The sequence below is a fragment of the Streptomyces erythrochromogenes genome, assembly GCF_036170895.1.
GTDB lineage: Bacteria > Actinomycetota > Actinomycetes > Streptomycetales > Streptomycetaceae > Streptomyces > Streptomyces erythrochromogenes.
In genome coordinates, this window is the sequence record NZ_CP108036.1 from 6,482,510 (window position 1) to 6,508,034 (window position 25,525).

Annotated in this window: 21 protein-coding genes; 10 read left to right on the plus strand and 11 right to left on the minus strand. The window is 73.4% G+C overall.

Features of this window, described 5'->3' with window-relative positions; all coding sequences use genetic code 11:
* Window positions 1–40 precede the first annotated feature (40 nt).
* Entirely contained in the window at window positions 41–928 is an 888-nt protein-coding gene (locus OHA91_RS29665) for a diacylglycerol kinase (RefSeq protein WP_328740345.1), read from the plus strand.
* A gap of 46 nt (window positions 929–974) precedes the next feature.
* Window positions 975–3,815 (plus strand): DEAD/DEAH box helicase, encoded by a 2,841-nt coding sequence (locus tag OHA91_RS29670; protein ID WP_031153836.1) that lies wholly within the window; start codon window positions 975–977, stop codon window positions 3,813–3,815.
* A 167-nt stretch (window positions 3,816–3,982) separates the two neighbouring features.
* Here the strand turns inward: OHA91_RS29670 and OHA91_RS29675 are convergent, their stop codons facing one another.
* From OHA91_RS29675 to OHA91_RS29690, 4 genes are all read right to left on the minus strand, one after another.
* Window positions 3,983–4,939, minus strand: a complete 957-nt coding sequence (locus OHA91_RS29675) for an RluA family pseudouridine synthase (RefSeq protein ID WP_031153834.1) — start codon at window positions 4,937–4,939, stop codon at window positions 3,983–3,985.
* A gap of 19 nt (window positions 4,940–4,958) precedes the next feature.
* Window positions 4,959–6,497, minus strand: a complete 1,539-nt coding sequence (locus OHA91_RS29680; RefSeq protein WP_328740346.1) for a serine hydrolase — start codon at window positions 6,495–6,497, stop codon at window positions 4,959–4,961.
* Between the two features lie 437 nt (window positions 6,498–6,934).
* Window positions 6,935–7,774, minus strand: a complete 840-nt coding sequence (locus OHA91_RS29685) for a siderophore-interacting protein (protein WP_031153829.1) — start codon at window positions 7,772–7,774, stop codon at window positions 6,935–6,937.
* A 48-nt stretch (window positions 7,775–7,822) separates the two neighbouring features.
* Window positions 7,823–8,728, minus strand: coding sequence for a 5'-3' exonuclease (locus OHA91_RS29690; RefSeq protein WP_031153827.1), 906 nt, complete (start codon window positions 8,726–8,728; stop codon window positions 7,823–7,825).
* Between the two features lie 219 nt (window positions 8,729–8,947).
* Here OHA91_RS29690 and OHA91_RS29695 point away from each other — a divergent pair, with 219 nt between their 5' ends.
* The gene (locus tag OHA91_RS29695; RefSeq protein ID WP_328740347.1) at window positions 8,948–9,580 is read left to right on the plus strand and encodes a helix-turn-helix domain-containing protein; all 633 of its coding nucleotides are present in this window, start codon (window positions 8,948–8,950) and stop codon (window positions 9,578–9,580) included.
* An 8-nt stretch (window positions 9,581–9,588) separates the two neighbouring features.
* The gene (locus tag OHA91_RS29700) at window positions 9,589–10,308 is read left to right on the plus strand and encodes a helical backbone metal receptor (RefSeq protein WP_266502914.1); all 720 of its coding nucleotides are present in this window, start codon (window positions 9,589–9,591) and stop codon (window positions 10,306–10,308) included.
* Window positions 10,309–11,199: 891 nt separating this feature from the next.
* Here the strand turns inward: OHA91_RS29700 and OHA91_RS29705 are convergent.
* Window positions 11,200–12,312, minus strand: a complete 1,113-nt coding sequence (locus OHA91_RS29705) for a TDT family transporter (protein ID WP_051893116.1) — start codon at window positions 12,310–12,312, stop codon at window positions 11,200–11,202.
* A gap of 70 nt (window positions 12,313–12,382) precedes the next feature.
* Between OHA91_RS29705 and OHA91_RS29710 the strand changes: the two genes are divergently transcribed.
* On the plus strand, window positions 12,383–13,306 hold the full coding sequence (locus OHA91_RS29710) for a LysR family transcriptional regulator (protein ID WP_328740348.1): 924 nt from the start codon (window positions 12,383–12,385) through the stop codon (window positions 13,304–13,306).
* Here OHA91_RS29710 and OHA91_RS29715 read toward each other — a convergent pair.
* Window positions 13,303–14,100: a thioesterase family protein gene (locus OHA91_RS29715; RefSeq protein WP_328740349.1), complete on the minus strand. Its 798-nt coding sequence runs from the start codon at window positions 14,098–14,100 to the stop codon at window positions 13,303–13,305. The genes OHA91_RS29710 and OHA91_RS29715 overlap by 4 nt on opposite strands.
* 234 nt (window positions 14,101–14,334) lie before the next feature.
* Between OHA91_RS29715 and OHA91_RS29720 the strand changes: the two genes are divergently transcribed.
* A complete protein-coding gene (locus OHA91_RS29720; RefSeq protein WP_328740350.1) occupies window positions 14,335–14,685 on the plus strand; it encodes a hypothetical protein in 351 nt (116 codons plus the stop codon).
* A 45-nt stretch (window positions 14,686–14,730) separates the two neighbouring features.
* Here the strand turns inward: OHA91_RS29720 and OHA91_RS29725 are convergent, their stop codons facing one another.
* From OHA91_RS29725 to OHA91_RS29740, 4 genes are all read right to left on the minus strand, one after another.
* On the minus strand, window positions 14,731–15,540 hold the full coding sequence (locus OHA91_RS29725; protein ID WP_266502922.1) for a hypothetical protein: 810 nt from the start codon (window positions 15,538–15,540) through the stop codon (window positions 14,731–14,733).
* Window positions 15,541–15,660: 120 nt separating this feature from the next.
* Window positions 15,661–16,368: a gamma-glutamyl-gamma-aminobutyrate hydrolase family protein gene (locus OHA91_RS29730; protein WP_031150395.1), complete on the minus strand. Its 708-nt coding sequence runs from the start codon at window positions 16,366–16,368 to the stop codon at window positions 15,661–15,663.
* Between the two features lie 72 nt (window positions 16,369–16,440).
* Window positions 16,441–17,919, minus strand: a complete 1,479-nt coding sequence (eat, locus tag OHA91_RS29735; protein ID WP_328740351.1) for an ethanolamine permease — start codon at window positions 17,917–17,919, stop codon at window positions 16,441–16,443.
* Between the two features lie 134 nt (window positions 17,920–18,053).
* Window positions 18,054–18,800, minus strand: a complete 747-nt coding sequence (locus OHA91_RS29740; protein ID WP_328740352.1) for a FadR/GntR family transcriptional regulator — start codon at window positions 18,798–18,800, stop codon at window positions 18,054–18,056.
* 77 nt (window positions 18,801–18,877) lie between these two features.
* Between OHA91_RS29740 and OHA91_RS29745 the strand changes: the two genes are divergently transcribed.
* From OHA91_RS29745 to OHA91_RS29760, 4 genes are all read left to right on the plus strand, one after another.
* On the plus strand, window positions 18,878–20,248 hold the full coding sequence (locus OHA91_RS29745) for a glutamine synthetase family protein (RefSeq protein ID WP_031150391.1): 1,371 nt from the start codon (window positions 18,878–18,880) through the stop codon (window positions 20,246–20,248).
* A gap of 37 nt (window positions 20,249–20,285) precedes the next feature.
* Window positions 20,286–21,650 carry an aldehyde dehydrogenase family protein gene (locus OHA91_RS29750; RefSeq protein ID WP_031150389.1) on the plus strand — a complete coding sequence of 455 codons (1,365 nt, stop codon included), beginning with the start codon at window positions 20,286–20,288 and terminating at the stop codon, window positions 21,648–21,650.
* Window positions 21,651–21,653: 3 nt separating this feature from the next.
* Window positions 21,654–22,445 carry a 3-oxoacyl-ACP reductase gene (locus OHA91_RS29755; RefSeq protein ID WP_031150387.1) on the plus strand — a complete coding sequence of 264 codons (792 nt, stop codon included), beginning with the start codon at window positions 21,654–21,656 and terminating at the stop codon, window positions 22,443–22,445.
* Window positions 22,446–22,548: 103 nt separating this feature from the next.
* Window positions 22,549–23,844: a haloacid dehalogenase-like hydrolase gene (locus tag OHA91_RS29760; RefSeq protein WP_266502924.1), complete on the plus strand. Its 1,296-nt coding sequence runs from the start codon at window positions 22,549–22,551 to the stop codon at window positions 23,842–23,844.
* 7 nt (window positions 23,845–23,851) lie between these two features.
* Here the strand turns inward: OHA91_RS29760 and OHA91_RS29765 are convergent, their stop codons facing one another.
* Window positions 23,852–25,054 (minus strand): alanine racemase, encoded by a 1,203-nt coding sequence (locus tag OHA91_RS29765; RefSeq protein WP_266502926.1) that lies wholly within the window; start codon window positions 25,052–25,054, stop codon window positions 23,852–23,854.
* Window positions 25,055–25,525 lie beyond the last annotated feature (471 nt).

The following is a 25,525-nucleotide window of genomic DNA, read 5'->3' on the forward strand; positions in this document are numbered from 1 at the left end:
GCGACCGGGGCCCGGGAAAGGGCTCCGGTACATTCCCGGGGTGAGCTACGAGGTCACCCTCTTCGTCAATCCCACCGCGGGACGCGGCCGGGGCGCGCACGCCGCGCAGCCGGCCGCTTCGGCTCTGCGGGCGGCCGGTTTCTCCGTACGGACCCTGGTGGGCGCCGACGCCCCGGACGCGCTGGCCCGGCTGACGGCCGCGGTGCGCGAGGGCACCGGCGCCGTGGTCGCGGTGGGCGGCGACGGCATGGTCTCCCTGGCGCTCCAGGCCCTCGCGGGCACCCCGGTGCCGCTCGGGGTCGTCGCGGTGGGCACCGGCAACGACTTCGCACGGGCCACGGGACTGCCCGTACGGGAGCCCGCGCTGGCCGGGCGGATCGCCGCCGAGGCGCTCAAGGAGGGCCGGATCCGCGAGACCGACCTCGGGCGCGTGGGTGCCACCTGGTACGGGACCGTGCTGTGCTCCGGCTTCGACTCGAAGGTCAACGACCGCGGCAACCGGATGCGGCTGCCGGCGGGCCGCTTCAAGTACGACCTGGCGATGATCGCGGAACTGGCCGCCTTCCGGCCCTTCCCCTACCGCATCACCCTCGACGACGGCCCGGTGATCGAGACCGAGGCCACGCTGGTCGCCGTCGGCAACGGCTCCTCCTACGGCGGCGGCATGCGCATCTGCCCGGGCGCCGTACCCGACGACGGCCTCTTCGACGTCACCGTCGTCGGCGACTGCAGCCGGGCCACCCTGCTGAAGGTGTTCCCGCAGGTCTACCGGGGCGGACACCTCTCCCACCCGAAGGTGAGCGTCCACCGCGCCCGCAAGATCACCCTGGAGGCGCCCGGGCTGACCGCCTACGCGGACGGGGAGCCGCTGGGGCCCCTCCCGGTGACCGCGGAGTGCATACCCGGAGCGGTCCGGCTGCTCACATAAATGATCGCGACTGTTGTCAGACCCGGCGGGTAGGCTCGACAGCAAGATGACCGAAGAACTCTCACCCGCCGAGCGGTACGCCGCTGCCCGGATCCGCGCCGCCGAAGAGGCCTCCGCCCTGGCCCCCTTCCGCGAGATGTACGACTTCGACCTGGATCCGTACCAGGTGGAGGCCTGCAAGGCGCTGGAGGCCGGCAAGGGCGTCCTCGTCGCCGCCCCGACCGGCTCGGGCAAGACCATTGTCGGCGAGTTCGCCGTGCACCTGGCCCTCGCGCAGGGCCGCAAGTGCTTCTACACGACGCCGATCAAGGCGCTCTCGAACCAGAAGTACGCCGACCTCGTCAAGCGCTACGGCGCCGACAAGGTGGGCCTGCTGACGGGCGACAACAGCGTCAACTCCGAGGCGCCGGTGGTCGTGATGACCACCGAGGTGCTCCGCAACATGCTCTATGCGGGCTCCCAGTCGCTGCGCGGCCTCGGCTACGTCGTGATGGACGAGGTCCACTACCTCTCCGACCGGTTCCGCGGGGCCGTCTGGGAGGAAGTGATCATCCACCTCCCCGAATCGGTGACCCTGGTGTCCCTGTCGGCCACCGTGTCCAACGCCGAGGAGTTCGGCGACTGGCTGGACACCGTGCGCGGGGACACCGAGGTGATCGTCTCCGAGGAGCGGCCCGTCCCGCTGTGGCAGCACGTCATGGCCGGCCGCCGGATCTACGACCTCTTCGAGGAGGAGTCCGACCACGGCGGCCGCGGCTCCGCGCGCCGGGAGGTCAACCCGGACCTGCTGCGCATGGCGCGCGAGGAGAACAGCCGCACCTACAACCCGAAGGACCGGCGGCGCGGCAAGATGGTCCGCGAGGCCGACCGCGAGCGCGAGCGGCGCTCCCGCGGCCGGATCTGGACCCCGTCCCGCCCCGAGGTCATCGCCCGCCTCGACAACGACGGGCTGCTGCCCGCCATCAACTTCATCTTCAGCCGGGCCGGTTGCGAGGCCGCCGTCCAGCAGTGCCTGTACGCGGGCCTGCGCCTCAACGACGAATCCGCCCGGCTCAGGGTCCGCGAGATCGTGGAGGCGCGCACCTCCGCCATCCCCACCGAGGACCTGCACGTCCTGGGCTACTACGAGTGGCTCGAAGGCCTGGAGCGGGGCATCGCCGCGCACCACGCGGGCATGCTGCCGACCTTCAAGGAGGTCGTGGAGGAGCTCTTCGTCCGCGGCCTGGTGAAGGCCGTCTTCGCCACGGAGACCCTGGCGCTGGGCATCAACATGCCCGCGCGCACGGTGATCCTGGAGAAACTGGTCAAGTGGAACGGCGAGCAGCACGCCGACATCACCCCCGGCGAGTACACGCAGTTGACCGGCCGGGCCGGCCGGCGCGGCATCGACGTCGAGGGCCACGCGGTCGTGCTCTGGCAGCGGGGCATGGACCCGGCCGGACTCGCCGGGCTCGCGGGCACCCGTACGTATCCGCTGCGCTCCAGCTTCAAGCCGTCGTACAACATGGCCGTCAACCTGGTCAGCCAGTTCGGCCGGCACCGCTCGCGCGAGCTGCTGGAGACCTCCTTCGCGCAGTTCCAGGCCGACCGCTCGGTCGTCGGGATCTCCCGGCAGGTGCAGCGCAACGAGGAGGGCCTGGAGGGCTACCGGGAGGGCATGACCTGCCACCTGGGGAACTTCGAGGAGTACGCGCAGCTGCGCCGCGACCTCAAGGACCGTGAGACGGAGCTGGCCAAGCAGGGCGCGGCCCAGCGGCGGGTGCAGGCGGCCAGCTCGCTGGAGAAGCTCAAGCCGGGCGACATCATCCACGTGCCGACGGGCAAGTTCGCCGGGCTCGCGCTGGTCCTCGACCCGGGCGTGCCGGCCGGACGGGTCCACGGGCACCGCGGGTACGAGTACGCCGAGGGCCCGCGCCCGCTGGTGCTCACCGCCGAGCGGCAGGTCAAGCGGCTCGCCGCGATCGACTTCCCCGTCCCGGTCGAGGCGTTGGACCGGATGCGGATCCCCAAGACCTTCAACGCGCGCTCGCCGCAGTCCCGTCGGGACCTCGCCTCCCAGCTGCGGAGCAAGGCCGGGCACATCACCCCGGAGCGGCGCTCCCGCGGCCGGGCGGCGGCCGCCGACGACCGCGAGATCGCCAGGCTGCGCACCGAGCTGCGGGCGCACCCCTGCCACGGCTGCGACGAGCGCGAGGACCACGCCCGCTGGGCGGAGCGCTACCACCGGCTCCAGCGGGACACCCAGCAGTTGGAGCGGCGGATCGAGGGCCGGACGAACACGATCGCCCGTACCTTCGACCGCATCCACGCGCTGCTGACCGAGCTGGACTACCTGCGCGAGGACGAGGTCACCGTGCACGGCAAGCGGCTCGCCCGGCTGTACGGGGAGCTCGACCTGCTGGCGTCCGAATGCCTGCGCGCCAGGATCTGGGAGGGCCTGAGCCCCGCGGAACTGGCCGCCTGCGTCTCGGCGTTGGTCTTCGAGGCGCGGCAGTCCGACGACGCGGTCGCGCCGAAGGTGCCCGGCGGCGCGGCGAAGGCGGCGCTCGGCGAGATGGTCCGCATCTGGGGCCGGCTCGACGCGCTGGAGGAGGAGCACCGCATCAACCAGGCGGAGGGCGTGGGCCAGCGCGAGCCCGATCTCGGCTTCGCGTGGGCGGCGTACCAGTGGGCCTCCGACAAGAGCCTGGACGAGGTGCTGCGCGAGGCGGAGATGCCGGCCGGCGACTTCGTGCGCTGGTGCAAGCAGGTCATCGACGTGCTCGGGCAGATCGCGGCGGCGGCCCCCTCGGCCGCCGGCGACAGCGGCAGCACGGTCGCGAAGAACGCCCGCAAGGCCGTGGACGCGCTCCTGCGGGGCGTAGTGGCCTACAGCTCCGTCGGCTAGGGGGTTGCGGCGCTTCGTCCGAGGGCGGGGCTGGCCTGATCCGAGCTCTTGCCAGGATCGAACCGGCGTGCCGGGTGCGACGACCGGATGGGACGGCAGAGCGGCCGGCCGCCGCGCGGGCGGTCGCCGGTCGGGGACGAGCAGGGCATCGGCGGCCGGGACGCTTTTCAGGGGCCGGCTTCCCAGCCGGGGCGGTCGTGCCAGGCCTGGAGGGTGCGGGTGCTCTCGAAGCGGTGGGCGGCGCCGGTGACCGGGTCGGTGAACGCCAGCACCCGGGCCAGGAGTTGCAGGGGCCTGCGGTAGTCGTCCGGAGCCGGATCGGCGACCTCCGGGTACACCGGATCGCCCAGGATGGGCAGGCCCAGGCCGTTCATGTGCACGCGCAGCTGGTGGGTGCGGCCGGTGTGCGGGGTCAGCCGGTAGCGGCCCAGGCCGCCGCGTACGTCGACGAGCTCGATCAGGCTCTCGGCGTTGGGCGGGCCGGGGACCTCGGTCGCGGCGATCACCCCGCGGAGCTTCTCGATCCGGCTGCGGACGGTGCGCGGGAAGGTGAGCGCCGGATCGCGGGGCGCGAGGGCCTCGTACTCCTTGTGCACCTCCCGCCGCTGGAAGAGGAGCTGGTAGGCCCCGCGGTCCTCGGGCCGGACGCTGAACATCACCAGGCCGGCGGTGAGCCGGTCCAGGCGGTGCGCGGGGCTGAGCCCGGGCAGGTCGAGCTCCTCGCGCAGCCGGGCGAGGGCGGTCTCGGTGATGTGGCTGCCGCGCGGGGTGGTCGCCAGGAAGTGCGGCTTGTCCACGACCAGCAGGTGCTCGTCCCGGTGGACCACGCGGACCGTGAACGGCACCCGGGGTTCGGGTTCCATGTCGCGGTGGAACCACAGGTGGGCGCCCGGCTCGTACGGGTCCCGCGCGTGCAGGACCCGGCCGCCCGGGCCGAGCACCCGGCCCGCGGCGAGCAGCCGCGCCATGGACTCCTCGCCGCGGGTGCCGGCGTAGCGGGCGGCGAGGTAGCTGCCGAGGTCCGGCCAGCTGCCCTCCGGGTCGGCCGGCAGCCGGAGCCGCACGGGATCGATGCCGGCCCGCTGGGGGAGGGGCGAGGGGGGTGCCTGGGCTCTGCGTCTCATCGGGGGACAGGCTATGCGGCTACTGCCGGGTGAAGGTGCCCAGGTGGTCGGCGTCGAGGTATTCGACGCGGAGCGTGCCGTCGGCGAAGGTCACCCCGGTGCGGCCGACGGCGTTCTCGCCGGTGGTCACGAAGCTGAAGGTGTCGCCGTCGTAGTGGGTCAGCGGGAAGCGCATCGGTTTCGGGCCGAGGGCGAGGGTGAGCGCGCCGTCGTCGTCGGCGGTCACGGTGGCCCTGCCGTAGTACGGGTTGTCGTAGGTGCCGGTGTACGCGGCGCTGTCGCGGGCCGGCTTCGCACCGGCGGGCGGGTGGGCGTAGTCGGTGTCGGACCGGCCCGCCTCGAACGTCTGCGTGTAGCTCGCGGCCACGAGCGGCATCCAGTCGGTGGTGGGCTTGCCGTACTGGGCGGTGTCGAAGAAGTTCAGGGCGACGGCGTCGGCCAGGCCGACCGGCGCGGCGTTGGTCAGGACGACGATGCCGAGCCGCTCCAGCGGGAGCATCGTGACGTTGGAGTTCGCGCCGAGCGCGAAGGCCCCGGAGTGGCTCAGGCGCAGCCGGCCCGCGTCGTCGTAGGAGACGTTCCAGCCGAGCCCGTAGAACTGCGGGGTGCCGCGGCCGGTCACGGCCTGGGACACGACCTCGGGCTGGTAGGTGCGGGCGAGGGCGTCGGCGGGGACGATCCGCTTCCCGTCGAGGCTGCCGGTGTCCAGGTGGAGCCGCAGCCAGCGGGACATGTCGCGGACGGTGGAACTGGCCCCGCCCGCCGGGGTCTGCGCGTCGGCGTCGCGGACGTAGCGGGGGCTCCAGGTGCCGTCCGGGTTGCGCACGTGGCCCCACGCCCGGTCCGGGGATTCGGCGTAGGCGGCGAACTCGGTGCTGGTGCGGGTCATCCCGGCGGGCTTGAAGAGCTTGTCCTCGCTGAGCTTCTGCCAGCTCACGCCGTGGTCGCGGGCCACGGCCTCGGCGGCGGCGGTGAGTCCGAAGTTGGTGTACGCGTAGCTCGCCCGGAAGGGGCTCAGCGGCTCTTCGCGCAGGTGGCCGAGGATGTACGCCCGGTCGTAGCCGAGGTCCTCCAGGAGGTCCCCGGCGTGGTCGGGGAGTCCGCTGCGGTGCGAGAACAGGTCGGCGGGTGTGACGTGCGAGGTGACCCAGGGGTCCTTGAGGGCGAAGCCGGGGAGCGTACCGGCGAGGGGCTCGTCCCAGGCGCCGGGATCGGCCAGTGCGTCGGCGATGACGGTGGAGGACACGGGCTTGGAGACGGAGGCCAGCTGGAAGACGGTGTCGGGGTCGACCTTGGCGCTCTCGCCGGTGCGGCGGAGGCCGAAGCCCTTGAGGTAGACCACCTCATCGTTGTGGACGACGGCCACCGCGACGCCGGGGACGCCGGTGCGGCGCATCATGTCCGTGACGGTGCCGTCGAGGCCGGCGACGGCCTTGTCGACGGCGGCGTCCGTGAGTTGGGCCCGGGGAGCCGGGGGCGGGCTCGGTGCCGCTGTGGCCGCCGAGGCGGTGAGGAGGGCCGCGGCCCCCGCAGCCCCGAGGGCGCGGAGCGTACGCATGGGGATATTGTCCCGCCGTACGCCCGTCGGCGCGCGCCGCGGGGGCCCGGACCCCGGCGGATGCGGGCCGGGATCGCCTGGGTGGTGCGGCGCCGCCCCGGGTCCGCGCGCCGCAAGCGCCGGCGGGGCCGAATGGCGCGCGCTGCCCCCACTGCAGCGCCCGTAACTCCATTGGCCACCGCTGGGAGGTACCCCTGGCGGGCCGGGGGAAGGCGGGGGCGCGTCGTCCCGGGCCCCGGGCCTGTGCGGCGGCGGGTCCGGGGGAGCCGGCGGGGGGTGGGGCTGGGGTGTGCGCGCTTCGGGCCGAGGGGCCCTTGGGGCCCGCGGGCCACCGGCTCCGCGGCCATGTGCCTGAAGGGCGGGCCCGCGCGGGCACGGGCCGGGGCCTGGTGGGGAACCGGGGGCGGACCCCGTGACTGCGGACCGCCCCGGACGGGTCAGGCCGCGGCGCGGTGTTCCTGTTCCTGTTCGACCGTGGCGTTCCAGTCGCGCTTGATGGCGCGCCAGCCCTCGTCCGTCTCGCCCAGGCGCCAGTAGCCCGAGATCGACAGGCGTTCGCGGGCGATGCCGCGCTCCAGGCGGAGGTGGCGGCGCAGGTCCTTGACGAAGCCGGCCTCGCCGTGGACGAAGGCGTGGACGTCCGTGGAGGGGAACTCCATGGCCTGGACCGCCTCGACGATGGCCTCGCCGACCGGGCGGTCGCCGCGGTGGAGCCAGAGCGGGGTGATGCCGTCGGGGGTGGCGATCTTCAATTCGTCGGCGGGGCCGTCGATCTCCACGATGGCGTGGACCTTCGCGCCCAGCGGCATCCGCTCCATCGCCGCGGCGATCGCCGGCAGGGCGCTCTCGTCGCCGATCAGGAGGTGCCAGCCCGCCGCCGGGTCCGGGGCGTAGGCGCCGCCCGGTCCGAGGAACCGTACGAGTTCGCCCGGCTGGGCCCGGGCCGCCCAGGGGCCGGCCAGGCCCTCGTCGCCGTGGACGACGAAGTCGAGGGTCAGCTCCAGGTGCACCGGGTCCCAGTTCCGGACGGTGTAGGCGCGCTGGCGCGGCCACTGCGCCCGCGGAAAGTCGCCGCGGATGCGTTCCAGGTCCCACGGGGCGGGGTAAGTGACACCCTCGGGAGCGAAGAGGAGTTTCACGTAATGGTCGGTGTACTCGCCCGCACCGAAGTCGGCCAGCCCCTCACCACCCAGCACGAGCCGCACCATGTGCGGCGACAGCCGCTCGGTGCGCACGACAACGGCGGTGCCGACAGTGCGGCCGCGTCCTTCTGCCACGGTGACTCCCTGACTCCCATGAAACTTAGCCTTACCTAAGTTAGCACCTCAGGAGCGCAGCGCGCCGCTCAGACGGGACACAGCTCCGCCCAATCCCCACCGATGGGCTAGTGCGTCGACCAGCTCGGGCTGCGCCGGGACCGCCGGAAGGGCCGCGTCGAACTCCGGAAGTGGCACGTCAGAGGCCACTTGGACCACCTTCGGGGCCACCGCGAGGTACGGCCGGGACTCGTCCAGCCGCTTGCGCTGCGTGGGCGTCAACTTCGACTTCGGGTCGCCGACCGCCGCGATGATCCCGGCCAGGTCGCCGTAGGCGTCGAGCAGTTTCGCCGCCGTCTTCTCGCCGATGCCGGGAACGCCCGGCAGGCCGTCGCTCGGGTCGCCGCGCAGCAGGGCGAGGTCGGCATAACCGGGGCCGTCCACCCCGTACTTCTCCCGCAGCCACGCCTCGTCGGTCACCTGGAGGGTGCCCACGCCCTTGAGGGGGTACAGCACCCGCCGCTGCCGGGCGTCGTCCACCAGCTGGTACAGGTCCCGGTCGCCGGTGACGATGTCGACCGGTCCCGTCGCGCGGGCGGTGAGCGTCCCGATCACGTCGTCCGCCTCGTACCCGGCGACGCCGACCCGGGCGATGCCGAAGGCGTCCAGGGCCGCTTCGATGATCGGCACCTGCGGGGCGAGCGTGTCCGGGGTCTCCTCCACGTCGGGACCCGTCTCGGTCTCGACGGCGACCCGGTGGGCCTTGTACGAGGGGATCAGCTCCACCCGCCAGTGCGGCCGCCAGTCGGCGTCCATGCACGCCACCAGCTCGTCCGGCCGGTGGTCCTGGACGAGCCGGGCGATGAAGTCGAGGAGCCCGCGCACGGCGTTGACCGGGGTGCCGTCGGGAGCCTTCACGGAGTCCGGCACGCCGAAGTAGGCGCGGTAGTAGAGGGAGGCGGTGTCCAGGAGCATCAGGCGTCGTGTCGTCACGCAGACGATGATGCCGCAACGCGGTGCGCCGCCGTCCCGGCCGCCGGGACGCCCCGGCGTGCTCCCGTCCGCCCCCCGAGCACCACGCACGGTGAGCGGACGGGTACGGGAAGGTCGGTGCGGGCGAAACCGGAGCCGGTTGCTGCGTAAGGTGCTTACAGCACACCGATGTGCGACGGACATGGGGAGGGCAGCCCCGACATGAACGACAGGGACGGCACGGACGGCCTCAACGGCAAGCTGGACGACAAGAGCAAGGACAAGGACGGCAAAGAGCCGCTGCGGGTGGGTGTGGCCGTGCGCAAGCGCCGCCGCGCGCTCCACCTCACGCTGGCCGCCGTGTCGGCGCGGAGCGGCCTGTCGGTGCCCTTCCTGAGTCAGATAGAGAACGAGCGGGCCCGGCCCAGCATGCGGTCCCTGGAGCGCGTCGCGGACGCCCTGGAGACCACGGCCGTCGAGCTGCTCGCCGCCTCCGACACCGCGCGCACGGTGGACCTCGTGCGCGCCGGCGACGAGTCCGGGCTCACCCCGATCCCCGGCGTACGGCCCCTCGTGCGCGGACACCACCAGCTGCACGCCATGGAGTTCACCGGGGACCAGGACGCCGGGCGCGAGTACCAGCACCGCAACGACGAAGTGATGTACGTGGTCGAGGGCGCCTGCCAGGTCGAGGCCGAGGGGCGGGCGTACCGGCTGGAGAGCGGGGACGCGCTGTTCCTGTCCGGGGGCGTGCGCCACCGCTGGCGGGCCGTCACCGAGGACACCCGGATCCTGGTGGTCGCGGTGGGGGACCACATCCACGCGACCTCCGAGCCCCCGTCACCCGGGCAGTGAGCGGCGGCGTGCGGCGCGTCGTGTCGCTGGTGCCGTCGCTGACCGAGGCGGTGGCGGTGAGCGCGCCGGGGCTGCTGGTCGGGGTCACCGACTGGTGCACGCACCCCGGCGACCTCGGGGCGGCGGAGCGGATCGGGGGTACGAAGAACCCCGACGTGCGCCGGATCGCGCAGCTCCGCCCGGACCTGGTGATCGCCAACGAGGAGGAGAACCGGGCGCCGGACCTGGCCGCGCTGCGCGCGGCCGGAGTGGAGGTGCTCGTCACCGAGGTCCGGGACCTGCCGCAGGCGCTGCGGGAGCTGGACCGGGTGCTGGTGGGTGCGCTGGGGCTGGCGAGGCCGGCGTGGCTGGCGGACGCGGAGGCGGCCTGGGCCCGCGCGGAGCCGGTGGGAGGGCTCACGGCCTTCGTGCCGGTGTGGCGGCGGCCGTGGATGGTGCTGGGCCGGGACACCTTCGCGGGTGACCTGCTGGCGCGGCTCGGAGTGCGCAACGTCTACGCCGGGCACGCGGAGCGGTACCCGAGGATTCCGGTGGAGGAGCTGGCCGCGGCCGGATGCGATCTGGTGGTGCTGCCGGACGAGCCGTACCGCTTCACGGCCGAGGACGGCCCGGAGGCCTTCCCCGGCCTGCCGGCGGCCCTGGTCGACGGACGGCATCTGACCTGGTACGGGCCATCGTTGGCCGACGCGCCGAGGGTGCTGGCTGATGCCCTGCGCGCTGCGCGCTGACCGCTCGGCTCCCGCCGCCGCTCGGCTCCCGCCGGGGTGGCCGGTTGTGGCGGGGTGGCTTCGGTGCGGCCGGGTGGAACGGTTCGGCTCCTGCCGGGGTTGCGGGTTGTCGTGGGGCGGGATGGATGGCGTGGGGCGGTGCCGCTCGGCTCCCGCCGGGGTTGCGGGTTGTCGCGGGGCGGGATGTGTCGGGTGGGGCGGTGCCGCTTGGCTCCCGCCGGGGTTGCGGGTTGTCGCGGGGCGGGATGTGTCGGGTGGGGCGGTGCCCCGCCGGAGTGTCTCCTCGGCTCGGCGCGTGCGGGTGCGTCGCGGCCAGGCGGCCGAGGTCGCGCGCTCGTCCTGCGGGGACACTCCGCCGTGTCCCCACCCCACGCCGGCGATCCGGTACTCCTGCCCGTGCAGGGGGACATGCCCGTACTGCGCGCTCCGGGCCGGCACGGATGGCGCCCCGGAACCGGGTTCGTACTGCTGGAGCGGGGACGGGGAGGGGTGTCCCCGCAGGACGAGCGCGCAACCACCCCGCACAACCGAGAAGTGCCCGCCTGGCGCGAGCCGAGGAGACACCCCTCCGCGGCACCGCGACCCGCCCGCACCGCGCCCGGATTCCGCCGGCACTGCGATGCCACGGCCCGGCCCGGATCCGCCCGCCCCCCCGGGAGGGGAACGGCACCGCGACCCACCCGCACGGGGCATGGATTCCGCCGGTACTGCGATGCCACGCCCGGCCACACCGCGCCCGGATCCGCCCGCCCCCCGGGAGGGGAACGGCACCGCGACCCGCCCTGGATTCCGCCGTACCGCGATGCCACGCCCGGCCACACCGCGCCCGGATTCGCCCGCCCCCCGGCAGGGGAACGGGCACGGACTGGGATCCGCGTCGCCCCGCGCGGGTTACGGCAGGCGGCCCGAGAGCAGGCCCCGCAGGGTGTGGCCGGCGGTGAGCAGCCAGGCCGTCAGCAGGGCGAGGAAGAGGGCAGCGGCGAGCCAGCCGAGGGCGGTGAGCCCGGTGTGGCGGGCCAGGCCGGCGGCGCCGGTGACACAGGTGCCGACGGGGAAGGTCAGCGCCCACCAGGTCATCGCGAAGCCCATGCCGGCGCGGGCCGCCCGGACCAGCATGCATACGGCGAGCGCCAGCCACAGCAGGGCGAATCCCATCACGGGTACCCCGTAGACGACCGCGAAGGCGCCGAGCGCACCGGCGTAGGGGGCGCCGATGGCCTGGGGGGCCATGTCGGCGAGCTGGTTGACGGCGGTGGTGGACTGCCCGAGTGGGCCGAGGACGAGGAACAGGGTCGGGGTCAGGGCCAGGGGGAGGGGGCCGCCCACGATCAGCCGGCCGAAGATCAGGGGGAGCATCAGCAGGGTGGCGAGCAGGCTGATGCCGAACATGGCGTAGCAGGCGAGCAGCATGGCCTCGCGGGGCTGGCCGGCGGGCAGGTGGGGTATCAGCAGCGGACCGAGCGCGGCCGAGACCATGGGGGCGACGAGGGGGAGCAGCCAGACGGGGCTGGCCTGCTTCGGCTCGACCTTGTGGCGCACCACCATCAGGTAGGGCACGGCCACGGCCGCGACCAGGCCGATCGCGGTGCCCGCGGTGAACAGGACGGTGTCCACCGCCACGGCGGCACCGGTCCCGATGAGGTCCTTGCCGACGATGAGGGTGCCTCCGCCGACGGCCAGCAGCGCCATCGAGAGGCAGCCGTAGAAGGGGGCGACGGCCGGGTCGAGGAGGTGGGCGCGGGCCTGGTCGCGGTGGTGGAGCCAGTGCCCGGCCCGGGCGGCCAGCAGGACGGCGAGGGCGGCGGCGGACAGCGCCCAGACGAGCTGGCAGGCCACGCGCTGGCCGGGGAGCTGGTACGGGAGGGCCGCGCCGGCGTTGGCGACGATCGCGGTGCCCATGACAGAGGCGTACCAGTTGGGGCCGAGGTGTCGCAGCGCCGGTGCCTTGTGGGCGGTGGGCGCGGTTTCGGTGAGGGTGCGGGGTCGCACGAGGGTGGTGGCCATGGGTCCAGCGTCACGCCGGGGCGGGCCGAACGGCAGGGATCATCTTTCTATAAGGCCATAAACTGATGTTATGGGTGATGAGAAGTGGGTTCCGCTGGCGCACCGCGTACCGGACCTGGGTGCGCTGGAGCTGCTGCTCGCGGTCGCCCGGGTCGGGAGCCTGAGCGGCGCCGCCCGGCGGCTGGGCATCACACAGCCCGCGGCGAGCAGCCGGATCCGGGCGATGGAGACCCGGCTGGGGGTGGCGCTGGTGGACCGTTCGCCCCGGGGTTCGACGCTGACGGCCGAGGGTGCGCTGGTCACCGACTGGGCCCGGCGGGTGGTGGAGGCTGCGGAGGCCTTCGACGCGGGTGCGCAGGCGCTGCGCGGGCGGCGGGACTCCCGGCTGCGGGTGGCGGCCAGCATGACGATCGCGGAGTACCTGCTGCCGGGGTGGCTGATCGCGCTGCGCGGGCAGCGGCCGGACACGGCGGTGTCGCTGCACGCCGGCAACTCCGCGGTGGTCGTGCAGCGGGTGCTCACGCACGAGGCCGACCTCGGCTTCGTGGAGGGGCTGACGGTGCCCGAGGGGCTGGACTCGGCGGTGATCGCGCAGGACCGGCTCGTCGTGGCGGTGGCGCCGGTCCATCCGTGGGCGCGGCGCACGCGGGGCGTGGAGGCGGCGGAACTCGCGGCGACCCCGCTGATCCTGAGGGAGCGCGGCTCGGGCACGCGGCAGGTGCTGGACGCGGCGCTCGCCGGGCACGGCGGACTGGCCGCGCCGCTGCTGGAGCTGGCGTCGACGACGGCGGTGAAGGCGGCCGCGCTGGGCGGCGCCGGGCCGTGCGTGCTGTCGGAGCTGGCCGTGGTGGACGAGGTGGCGGCCCGCCGGCTGGTGGAGGTGGCGGTGACGGGAGCCGAGCTCGGCCGGGCCCTGCGGGCGGTCTGGCCGGCGGGCGCCCGCCCGGCGGGCCCGGCCCGGGACCTGCTGTCCCTGACCCGGGGTATGCCTTAGGTGACGGGCCGGACCGTGAGGATCTGTTCGGCGTGGCCGACGGGGCCGTCGGCGTCGTGCAGGACGCTGCTGGTGAGCCCCTGCCCGGACGGGCCGAAGGTGACGGTGGTGTCCAGGCCGGTCCACGGGCCGCGCGGCTGGCGGTGCAGGTGGATCGTCAGGTCGAGGTTCGGGAACATCCAGGCGGTGGGGTCCTGCTGGACCGCGATCCCGTTCGCGGTGTCCACGAGCGCCACGTACGAGGCCAGGGCGCTGCTCGGCTCGCCCGCGACCAGGGCGACGGGCGAGGACACCCAGGCCGCGGTGCGGCCCCGGCGGGTGGGCGGCGTACGGCGGACCTCGATGGAGGAGACGTAGCCGCCGTCCCACTCGTCGTCCATCGCCCAGACGCCGAGCTCCTCGGGGGCGGGCAGGCGGTCGTGCGGGCTGTCGGCCACGGCGGAGGAGTCCAGCGTGGCCAGCAGCCAGGCGCGGGCGCGCACCACCGGCCGGCCTCCGATGACCACGGTCGCTTCCAGGAGTTCGATGGTCCGGCCCGGGCGGACGGTCTCGACGGTGATCTCGCACTCGTCGAGGGCGATGCGGCCGAGGATGTCGTAGCTGATCCGCGCGAGCGCCAACGGCTCGGGCCGCCGCGCCAGGTGCCCGTCGATCGCGTGGACCACGAGGCCGGCGAGCGGACTGAAATGCTGCTCGTCGGTGTTCCACGCACCGCCCGCGTGGGCCGTGGGCTTGTAGCGGTGTCCGCCCGTCCGCTCGTAGTAGCTCTCGCGTGTGGCGGCGCCGGTGGTCACGGGATCGGTCTCCTCGGACGGGACGGGAAGGCACGGGGATGTGTGTATCGATCACGCATCGTAGGAGGCGGCGCCCCGTCCGTCACTGTGATCTGCCGGACAGCGGGGCGAGGTGCGTGCGTCCGTTCGGGCGAAGGCGGATCGATTCGGCACGGTGCGGGCGGTGACCCCGGCCCGGACCGCAGGAAAGGTGGCTCCTGCACGTCGTCGCTCCGCCCCCGAGGAGACCCCCTGATGCGTCCACGCCATGCCGCCGTCGCCGCTTTCGGCGCCTTCACGCTCCTGCTGGCCGTCCCCACCTCGGCCACGGCCGCCACCGGAGAGTTCCAGTACACGGTCACGGGCCTCGACGGCCGCCCCCTGCGGGTGATCCTGGAAGACCCCGAGAGCGAGGAGTGCATCACGCTGCCCGAGGTCGCCGACCCCGGTGCCGCCTCCCCCGCGCACTCGCCGCGCAACAGGACGACCTCCACGGCGACGGTGTTCACCGAGCCCGGCTGCGAGGGCGACCACTTCACGCTGCGGCCCGTCACGGGCCACGGCTCGGAGCGGCTGAAGCTCCGGTCGGTCGTCTTCAGCCGCTGACCGGACGGGAGGTCCACCCGGCCGCCGGGCCCCAGGAGCACGCCGTCATGCGGGCTCCTGGCCGGCCCGCGACTGGAGGGTCTTCGTCAGCAGCGAGCCCGCGACGATCAGGGCGACTCCCAGCCACCACATGTTGTCGAAGACCAGGACGACGATGCCGACCGGTACGAGCGTGCCCGCCAGCGGTACCAGGAAGCCCGCCCACGGCGTGGGCTCGGGGGGCAGGCCGGAAGCCTCGCGGACGGCCCGGGCGCGGGCGACGTCCGGGTACCAGACGGTGAACTTCACCGCGGCCACGATCGCCAGGATCTGGATGACCCAGCCGGTCCAGATGTTGCCGGAGTTGCGCAGGACCAGGTCCCCGTACGCCCCTGCGGCGGCCGCCACCAGGAAGGCGATGCCCCAGGCCCCCGTGATCATGTAATTGGTCCGCAGGAAGCCGCGCGTGTGCCAGAGCGACGGATCGACCTGTTCGCGGGCGTACTGGAGGGTGAAAGGCGTCCGGACCGCCATCGAGCCGAAGGCGATCACCGCCAGCGCGATGTTGGCGACTTCGCCCGCGTACGTCTCCAGCCAGTTCAGGGTCCCCTCGCTCGCCAGGGCTCCGATCACGGCCATCGTGGCGAAGAAGACGATGTCGGCCAGTTCCAGCAGCTTCCAGGAGCTGCCGCGGTTGACCAGGTGGCTCAGCGCGGTCAGGGCGACCGACACCGCCAGCGCCAGCCCGACCGCGAGCTCGAACCGTCCCGGGCCGACCAGCAGCGAGAAGATGATCCAGGGCGCCATGCCCACGACCGGGTTCTCCAGGAACCCGGCCACCGGCCCGGTCGCCTTGCCGTGTGCCCGTGTGCTCACCTTTCCAGCCTGCACGTCGCCAGGCCGCAGGGCCATTCGTGCGGAGGCGGGGACGGCGGAGGGGCCGGGCGCGGGGCCCCGGCGCTGGGGAAGGTGCCGGAGCCCCGCGGCCGGCGGTCGTCAGGCCACCGGCACCGCGCTGCGCGCCGTGGCCGCCTCGATCAGCGACGCCATCACCCGGGTGTCCTTGTCGCGCTCCGGGTGCCACTGGACGCCCAGCACCCAGCGCGCCGGATCGGGCAGCTCGATCGCCTCCACCGTGCCGTCGAGCGCGTGGGCCGAGACGACGAGGCCGTGGCCCAGGCGCTCCACCGCCTGGTGGTGGTAGGTCGGGACCTGCGCCTCCTCCGGAACCAGGTCCGCGTACCGGGTGCCCGGGACCGGGCGTACCGGATGCCAGGACATGACGCCCGGGGTGTCGACGTGGCCGTCGATGTGCTGGATCAGCGTGCCGCCCAGGGCCACGTTCAGGGCCTGCATCCCGCGGCAGATGCCGAGCACGGGCACGTCCGCCTCCAGCGCCGCGTTGACCAGGGCCAGCTCCCAGTGGTCGCGGACCGTGGCGGGGGCGCCCGTACGGGGGTCGCGTGCGGCGCCGTAGTGGACCGGGTCCACGTCCGGGCCGCCCGCGACGACCAGGCCGTCCACCCGGCTCAACACCTCCGCCGCAGAACCGGGTTCGTCCGGGGGCAGCAGCACGGCCGCGCCGCCCGCCGCCTGGACGAGTTCGCAGTACCCGGTCGGTACGAGCGACGTCGGGAGGTCCCACACCCCGTAGCGGGTGGATTCCTCGACGTAGGTGGTGATGCCGATGAGCGGCCTGGGCACGTTCTCTACCTCCGGGAACGGGACGGGGACGACGGACGACGGCGACGGGAAGGAGCAGGACAGGACAGGATCTCAGTCGCGGGCCAGCTCCGCCTCTGCTTCCGCGAGGGCCGCGAACTCCTCCTCGGGGGCCGATGCCACGAGGTGGTGCCGGCTGTAGAAGGCGAAGTAGGCGAGGGCGACGGCGTATACGGCCAGGGCGATGAAGGCCGCGTCCTTGTCCACCAGGAAGGTGGCGACCAGGGCCGACAGGGCGAGTACGAAGGCCACCGAGGAGGTCAGGATGCCGCCCGGGGTGCGGTACGGACGCTCCAGCTGCGGCTCCCGGCGGCGCAGCACGATGTGCGAGAGCGCCATCAGGGCGTAGGAGATGGTGGCGCCGAAGACCGCGATGTTGAGCATGCGGGCGCCGTTGCCGGTGGATGCGGCCAGGGCGAAGCCGATCGCACCGGGGATGATCAGGCCCAGGTACGGGGCCTTGCGCTTCGAGGTCAGGGACAGGAAGCGGGGCAGGTAGCCGGCGCGCGAGAGGGCGAAGAGCTGGCGCGAGCCCGCGTAGATGAGCGAGAAGAAGGAGGCCACCAGGCCCGCCAGGCCGGCGTAGTTCACGAACCGGCTCAGCGCGGTCGGGCCGCCGTCGCCCTCCAGGGCGACGACCAGCGGGTTGCCGGCCGACTTGACGGCGTCGGCGCCCTGCGCGCCGGTCGCCGCGAAGAAGGTGATCAGGGCCAGCAGGGCGAGGATGCCCATGGAGATGGACAGCGCCTTCGGCATGGAGCGGACCGGGTCCTTCGCCTCCTCGGCCGCCAGCGGTACGCCCTCCACGCCGAGGAAGAACCACATGCCGAAGGGGAACGCGGCCCAGATGCCGAGCACGCCGAGCGGCAGCCAGGAGTTCGAGCCGAAGGCGCTCGGGTCGACCGGGATGTCGTTGAGGCCGTCCGCGCTGAACTCGGTGAACGCGCCCACCGCGAAGATCAGCAGGGCGGCGACGGCGACGGCGGTCACGACGAGGCTGAAGCGCAGCGCCTCGCCGACGCCCCACAGGTGCACGCCGATGAAGATGACGAAGCAGCCGAGGTAGACGGGCCAGCTGGAGGTGAGGCCGAAGAGGCCGAGGGACTCCACGTAGTCGCCGATGAAGATGACGATCGCCGCCGGGGCCAGGATGTACTCGATGAGGATGGCGGTGCCGGTGAGGAAGCCGCCCCAGGGGCCCAGCGCGCGGCGGGCGAAGCCGTAGCCGCCCCCCGCCGTCGGCAGGATGGTGGACAGCTCCGCAAGGGAGAAGACCAGGCAGGCGTACATGGCGCCCATCAGGACGGTGGCGATGGCGAGACCGCCGAAGCCGCCCTTGTCGAGACCGACGTTCCAGCCGGAGAAGTCCCCGGAGACGACGTAGGCGACGCCGAGACCGGTCAGGAGCAGCCAGCCGGCGCTGCCGCGGCGCAGCGTGCGGCGCTCCAGGTAGTCGTCCGGGCCGTCGCCCCCGGCGGGTGACGTGGTGGGTGCGGGCACGGCTGCCAGCCGTGCCTCGAGGTCGTCGGCCATCGTGCGCTCCTGCCTCAGGGCAATGGTTGTGGGGCGTACCTTTGTCCTAGTGGAGCGGAGCGCGCAAGACCTCTGCGTAAAACAGAAGTTACGAAAACCTCTCGGACGCCCCGCGAACCCCCCTCCCCGGCCGCTCAGGCGAGGAACCCCCGCAGCAGCGCCGCCGTGCCGCAGCAGTGCTCGCGCATGGTCTCGCGGGCCCCCGCGGCGTCCCCTTCCAGCACCGACTCCACCAGCGCGCTGTGCTGCTGCTGTGAGTGCTCCAGGTTGCGGACCAGCAGCGGGATGCAGTCGAGCAGGTCGTTGACCGTGGCCCGGACGGCCGCGTACTGGGCCGTCAGGGTGGCGGACCCGGCGAGCTCGCACAGGGTGAGGTGGAAGAGGGTGTCCTGGCGGCGGTAGTCGGCGAGCGGGGCGTCGTGGGTGGCCCCGAGCGCGGCGAGCAGCCGCTCGGCGCCCTCCTCGGTCAGCCCCTGGGAGGCGCACAGTCCGGCCGCCCCCACCTCCAGGACCTCGCGGAAGCGCAGGACGTCCTCGATGTCCACGCCCGCCACCCGTCTGCGCAGCTCCTCCTCGGTGCCGCCGGCCGGGGTGTCGGGGCGGGGCAGTACGAACGTCCCGCCGTACCGGCCGCGCCGCGCCTCCACCAGGCCCTGGTCCTGCAGTACCTTCAGGACCTCGCGCAGGGTGACCCGGCTGATCCCCATCCGCTCCGCCAACTCGCGCTCGGGCGGCAGCCTTTCGCCGCCGGGCACCAGACCCAGGCGGACCACCTGGAGGATCTGCTCCAGCGCCTCCTCGAACCCGTTGCCCGCCCGCACCTGGCGCAGCACCGGGTTCAGGCGCCGGGCGGCGTCGCCTTCGCTCGCCGTATCGGTCATCTCGGCTCCTCCCCTTCCCAAGCAATGGTTCTATTCAATACCTTAGGCCTCCTCGGCTCACCGAAGGAGAGATTCCCGTGGTAGACCGCAAGCCGCCGCTCGCGCCCGAGGAGCTCCGCGCCCTCGTCGCCAGCGGTGAGATCGACACAGTCGTCCTGGCCTTCCCCGACATGCAGGGGCGGCTCCAGGGCAAGCGGTTCGCCGCACAGTTCTTCCTGGACGAGGTCCTCGCGCACGGCACCGAGGGCTGCAACTACCTCCTGGCCGTCGACACCGACATGAACACCGTCGACGGCTACGAGATGTCCTCCTGGGACCGGGGCTACGGCGACTTCGCCATGCACCCCGACCTCGCCACCCTGCGCCGCATCCCCTGGAACCCCGGCAGCGCCTTCATCCTGGCCGACCTGGCCTGGAACGACGGCACGCCCGTCGTGGCCGCACCCCGGCAGATCCTGCGCCGCCAGCTGGAACGCCTCGCCGAGCACGGATACACCGCGATGGTCGGCACCGAGCTGGAGTTCATGGTCTTCCAGGACACCTACGAGCAGGCCTGGAACGCCAACTACCGCGGCCTGACCCCCGCCAACCAGTACAACATCGACTACTCGGTCCTCGGGACCGGCCGCGTCGAGCCCCTGCTGCGCCGGATCCGCAACGAGATGCAGGCCGCCGGCCTGGTCGTCGAGTCGGCCAAGGGCGAGTGCAACCTCGGCCAGCACGAGATCGCCTTCCGCTACGACGAGGCGCTCACCACCTGCGACCAGCACTCCGTCTACAAGACCGGCGCCAAGGAGATCGCCGCCCAGGAAGGCGTCTCGCTCACCTTCATGGCCAAGTACGACGAGCGCGAGGGCAACTCCTGTCACATCCACCTCTCGCTCACCGACGCCGACGGACGCAACGCGATGGCCGGAGAGGGCCACGAGGAACACGGCATGTCCCCCGTGATGCGCCACTTCCTGGCCGGCCAGCTGGCCGCGCTGCGCGACTTCTCCCTTCTCTACGCCCCGAACATCAACTCGTACAAGCGTTTCCGGCCGGGATCCTTCGCGCCGACCGCCGTCGCCTGGGGCCTCGACAACCGCACCTGCGCCCTGCGCGTCGTCGGCCACGGCCGCTCCATGCGCTTCGAGAACCGCCTCCCCGGCGGCGACGTCAACCCCTACCTCGCCGTCGCCGGCCTGGTCGCGGCCGGGCTCTACGGCATCGAGAACCGCCTGGAGCTGCCGCCGATGTGCACCGGCAACGCCTACACCGGCGACTACGCACACGTACCCGCCACCCTGCGCGAGGCGGCCGAACTCTGGGAGAACAGCGAGATCGCCAAGGCCGCCTTCGGCCCCGAGGTCGTCGCCCACTACCGCAACATGGCCCGCGTGGAACTCGACGCCTACGACTCCGCGGTGACCGACTGGGAGCTGCGCCGCTCCTTCGAACGCCTGTAGCCACCGCACGCCACCGAACGAAACTGTGAGGCACCACGTGTCCGATGCGCTGGAAGTGCTGAATCCGGCCACCGAGGAAACCGTCGCCGTCGTCCCGGCCGCCACACGGGACGACGTCGACGCCGCCGTCGCCCGGGCCGCCGCGGCCCAGCGCGCCTGGGCCGCGGCCGCCCCCGCCGACCGCGCCCGCCTGCTGCGGCGCTTCGCCGCCGTCGTCGACGGGCACATCGAGGAACTGGCACGGCTGGAGGTCCGCGAAGCCGGCCACACCATCGGCAACGCCCGCTGGGAAGCCGGCAACGTACGCGACCTCCTCGACTTCGCCGCCGGGGGAGTGGAACGGCTCTCCGGCCGCCAGATCCCCGTCGCCGGCGGCATCGACGTCACCTTCCTCGAACCCCTCGGCGTCATCGGCGTGATCGCCCCCTGGAACTTCCCCATGCCGATCGCCGCCTGGGGCCTGGCCCCTGCCCTCGCCGCCGGCAACGCCGTCATCCTCAAGCCCGCCGAGACCACCCCGCTGACCGCGCTGCGCCTCGCCGAACTCGCCCTCGAAGCCGGGATCCCCGAACACCTCTTCCAGGTGCTCCCCGGCCGCGGGGACACCGCGGGCGACGCCCTCGTCGAACACCCCGGCGTCGCGAAGATCGTCTTCACCGGCTCCACCCGCGTCGGCAAGCAGATCATGGCCAAGTGCGCCGACCGGGTGAAGCGCGTCACCCTCGAACTCGGCGGCAAGAGCCCCAACATCGTCTTCGCCGACGCCGACCTGGAAGCGGCGGCGGCCGCCGCACCCATGTCCTTCCTCGACAACACCGGCCAGGACTGCTGCGCCCGCACCCGCATCCTCGTCCAGCGCTCCGTGTACGACCGCTTCCTCGACCTCGTCGCCCCCGGCATCGCGGCCGTCGCCGTCGGCGACCCGCTCGACGAGAAGACCCAGATGGGCCCGCTGATCTCACGGACCCAGCTGGACCGCGTACGGTCCTTCGTCACCGACGACCTCACCGCGATCCGCGGCACCGCCCCCGAGGGCCGCGGCTTCTGGTACCCGCCCACCCTCGTCACGGACGTCGCCCCCACCGCGCCCGTCGCCGCCGAGGAGGTCTTCGGCCCCGTCGCCGTCGTCCTGCCCTTCGAGGACGAGGAGGACGCGGTACGGCTGGCCAACGCCACCGAATACGGCCTCTCCGGCTCCCTCTGGACCCGCGACATCGGCCGCGCGCTGCGCGTCTCGCGCGCCGTCGCCGCCGGCAACCTGTCCGTCAACTCCCACAGCAGCGTCCGCTACTGGACCCCCTTCGGCGGCTACAAGCAGTCCGGACTCGGCCGCGAGCTCGGACCCGACGCCCTCACCGCTTTCACCGAGACCAAGAACGTCTTCATCAGCACGGAGGCCTGACCCATGTCCGTAGAGCCCACCGAGATCATCTGCCGCCGCCTCGTCGGCCGCACCGCCGTCATCACGGGAGCAGGCAGCGGCATCGGCCTCGCCACCGCCCGCCGACTGGCCTCCGAAGGCGCCCACGTCGTCTGCGCCGACATCGACGAGACGGCCGGCAAGGCCGCCGCCGAGGAGGTCGGAGGCCTCTTCGTGAAGGTCGACGTCACCGACAAGGAGGACGTCGACGCCCTCTTCAAGACCGCCTTCGACACCTACGGCTCCGTCGACATCGCCTTCAACAACGCGGGCATCTCGCCCCCGGACGACGACTCCATCCTCACCACCGAGCTCGACGCCTGGCGCCGGGTCCAGGACGTCAACCTCACCTCCGTCTACCTCTGCTGCAAGGCCGCCCTGCCCTACATGCAGCGCCAGGGCCGCGGCTCCATCATCAACACCGCGTCCTTCGTCGCCATCATGGGCGCCGCCACCTCCCAGATCTCCTACACCGCCTCCAAGGGCGGCGTCCTCGCCATGTCCCGCGAGCTCGGCGTCCAGTTCGCCCGCGAGGGCATCCGCGTCAACGCCCTGTGCCCCGGGCCCGTCAACACCCCGCTGCTCCAGGAACTGTTCGCCAAGGACCCCGAGCGCGCCGCCCGCCGGCTCGTGCACATCCCGCTGGGCCGGTTCGCCGAGCCCACCGAGATCGCCGCCGCCGTCGCCTTCCTCGCCAGCGACGACTCCTCCTTCATCAACGCCACCGACTTCCTCGTCGACGGCGGCATCTCCGGCGCGTACGTCACCCCCCTGTAAGCGCTCACCCCACCACCACCCACCCGACAGCCGGGCGTCGCACGACGCCCGGCTGTCGTGCTCCACCGCCCGTGACGCCTTCACCGCCAAGGAGCGTTCACCCATGTCCCCACGCGACACCACCCGGCGCCTCCAGGCGCTCGCCGCCGCCGCGATCACCGTGGCGGCGCTCGTCGCCGTCGCCCCCTCCGCCGAGGCCGCACACCCCGGAGCGCCCTGCACCACCCCGCAGCTGGAGCCCGGCTGGTACGGCGACAACCAGGCGCGCCTCCAGCAGCTCATCGACCGCTACGGCCGCTGCAACCCGTACCGGCCCGCCCGGGCCAGGCCCGTCGCCGTCTTCGACTGGGACAACACCGTCGTCAAGAACGACGTCGGCGACGCCACCATGTTCTGGCTGCTCCGCAACTCCCGGATCCGCCAGCCCGCCCGCGGCGACTGGAGCACCACCAGCCGCTTCCTGACCCCCGCCGCCGCCAAGGCCCTCGCCGACGCCTGCGGCGCCCTCGCCCGCCCCGGCACCCCGCTGCCCACCGGGACCCCCGCCGGAGCCGGCTGCGCGGACGAGATCAACGCGGTCTACGGCACCGCCGCGACCCGCACCGCAGCCGCCGCCTTCGCCGGCTGGGACCGCCGCACCATGGAACCCGGGTACGCCTGGCTGCCCCAGCTGATGCAGGGCTGGACCGCCCGCGAGATCCGCGGCTTCGCCGCCGCCGCCCGCACCGAGAACCTCGCCGCGCCCGTCGGCGCCACCCAGCAGGTCGGCACCGGCCGCGCCACGGGCTGGGTGCGCTACTACGACCAGCAGAAGGACCTGATCAAGAGCCTTCGGAAAGCCGGCTTCGACGTCTGGATCAGCTCGGCCTCCCCACAGCCGGTCGTCGAGGTCTGGGCCGAGGGCGTCGGCATCGACGCGGACCACGTCATCGGCATCCGCAACACCACGACCCGCGGCGGGGTGTACACCCCCCGCCTCCAGGGCTGCGGATCCGTCCGGGACGGCGCCGACACGATGATCACGTACATCGACGGCAAGCGCTGCTGGATCAACAAGGAGATCTACGGGGTGCGCGGCCCCGACGCCGAGAAGGTCCAGCCGGCCGCCCGCCGCCAGGTGTTCGCGGCGGGCGATTCCGACACCGACGTCTCGTTCCTGCGAGACGCGACCGCCCTGCGGCTCGTGGTGAACCGGAACAAGAACGAGCTGATGTGCCGCGCCTACGACAACAGCGACGGCAAGTGGATCGTCAACCCCATGTTCATCGAGCCGAAGAAGCAGAAGACCGGCCCCTACCCCTGCTCCACCACGGGCTACGTCGACCACGACGGCACGCCCGGACCGGTCCGCCGCGACGACACCGGCGTCGTCCCGGACCAGGCGGACACCGTGTACTAGCGGACCGTCACAGGAAGGTGCGGCCCTCGCCCCGGTAGGTCGGCACGCTGCCCGTGCCCCGGTCGCCCTCGACGAGGTGCAAGGTGTCGAACCGCTCGCACAGTTCGCCCGCCTTGGCATGGCGGAACCAGACCCGGTCGCCGATCAGCAGATCGTCGGCCGGGCTCCCCAGCAGCGGTGTCTGCACCTCGCCCGCGCCCTCCTGCGGGTCGTAGCGCAGCCCCTGAGGCAGGTACGGGACCGGCAGCCGGTCCGGGCCGGCCGCACCGGACGCCGGATAGCCGCCGCCGAGCACCGTCACCACCCCCACACCGGGCCGGCGCACCACCGGCTGCGCGAACAGGGCCGCCGGACGCCCGCTGAACGAGGTGTAGTTGTCGAAGAGCCGCGGCACGTACAGCCCCGACCCGGCGGCGATCTCCGTCACCGCGTCCTCGGCCGCGGTCTGCTGCACGCTCCCCGTACCGCCGCCGTTGACGAACTCCAGGTCCGGTACGACCTCCCGCACGGCCGCCACCACCGCGGCCCGCCGCGCCGCCAGCTCCCTGCGGGCCGCGCCCTGCATCAGCCGGATCGCCCGGGACCGCAGCGGGCGCCCCGCCAGCGCGTCCCCGACCCCGGCGACATGGCCCTCGTACGCCATCAGCCCCACCACCCGGAACCCGGGGCGGGCGGCGACCGCGCGGGCCAGCGCGGCCAGCTGCGCGGGCTCGCGCAGCGGGGAGCGGCGCGCGCCCACCCTGACCCGGCCGCCCAGCAACCGCAGGGCGGTGTCCAGCTCCAGGCAGACCCGGATCTCCTCGGCACCGCCGTCGCGGGCCGCGTCGATCAGCTCCAGCTGCGCTTGGTCGTCGACCATCACCGTGACGGCGGCGGCCAGCTTGGCGTCGTTCGCCAGCTCGCCGAAACCGGCCCGGTCCGCGGAGGGATAGGCGAGGAGCACGTCCTCGAACCCGGAGCGGGCCAGCCAGAGCGACTCGGCGAGCGTGTACGACATGATCCCCGCGAACCCGGGCCGGGCCAGCACCCGTTCGAGCAGGGCGCGGCACCGGACCGACTTGCTGGCGACCCGGACCGGCTTGCCGCCGGCCCGGCGCACGAGATCGTCGGCGTTGGCGTCGAAGGCCTCGAGATCCACGATGGCCAGCGGCGCGTCCAGGTGCGCGGTCGCCCGGTCGTACCGGGCGCGGTCGGCGGCGGGGGAGTTCATGGGCGGCAGCTTGCCAGAGGTCTGTACCGGTGGGTAGGGGCCCGCGCCCCAATCGCGGGCCGCCGGCCCCGCCGCCAACCCCGGGGCTCCGCCCCGAACCCCGCGCCTCAATCGCCGGCGGGGCTGGAGGGGGAGACCCCGGCGGAGATGGAGGGAACTTGGCGGGGCCGGCTGGATCGGTCGGGGCGGGGGTGGGGACGGGGTGGGGTGTCGGCCGGGACGTAGAACGTGATTTGTTGGCGCGGTAGGAGCCCGTACGGGCGGGCCCGCCTCGGGCGCCATAAATCATGCAGTCCCGGACGGCACCCCACCCCGGCCCCGGCACCGGCCCAGCCCCGGATCCCGCCCGGCCGGGTCAGGCCCGGGGCACCGGCCCAGCCCCGGATCCCGCCCGGCCGGGTCAGCGCCGGGGTACCGGCCCGGCCCCGGATCCCGCCCGGCCGGGTCAGGCCCGGGGTACCGGCCCGGCCC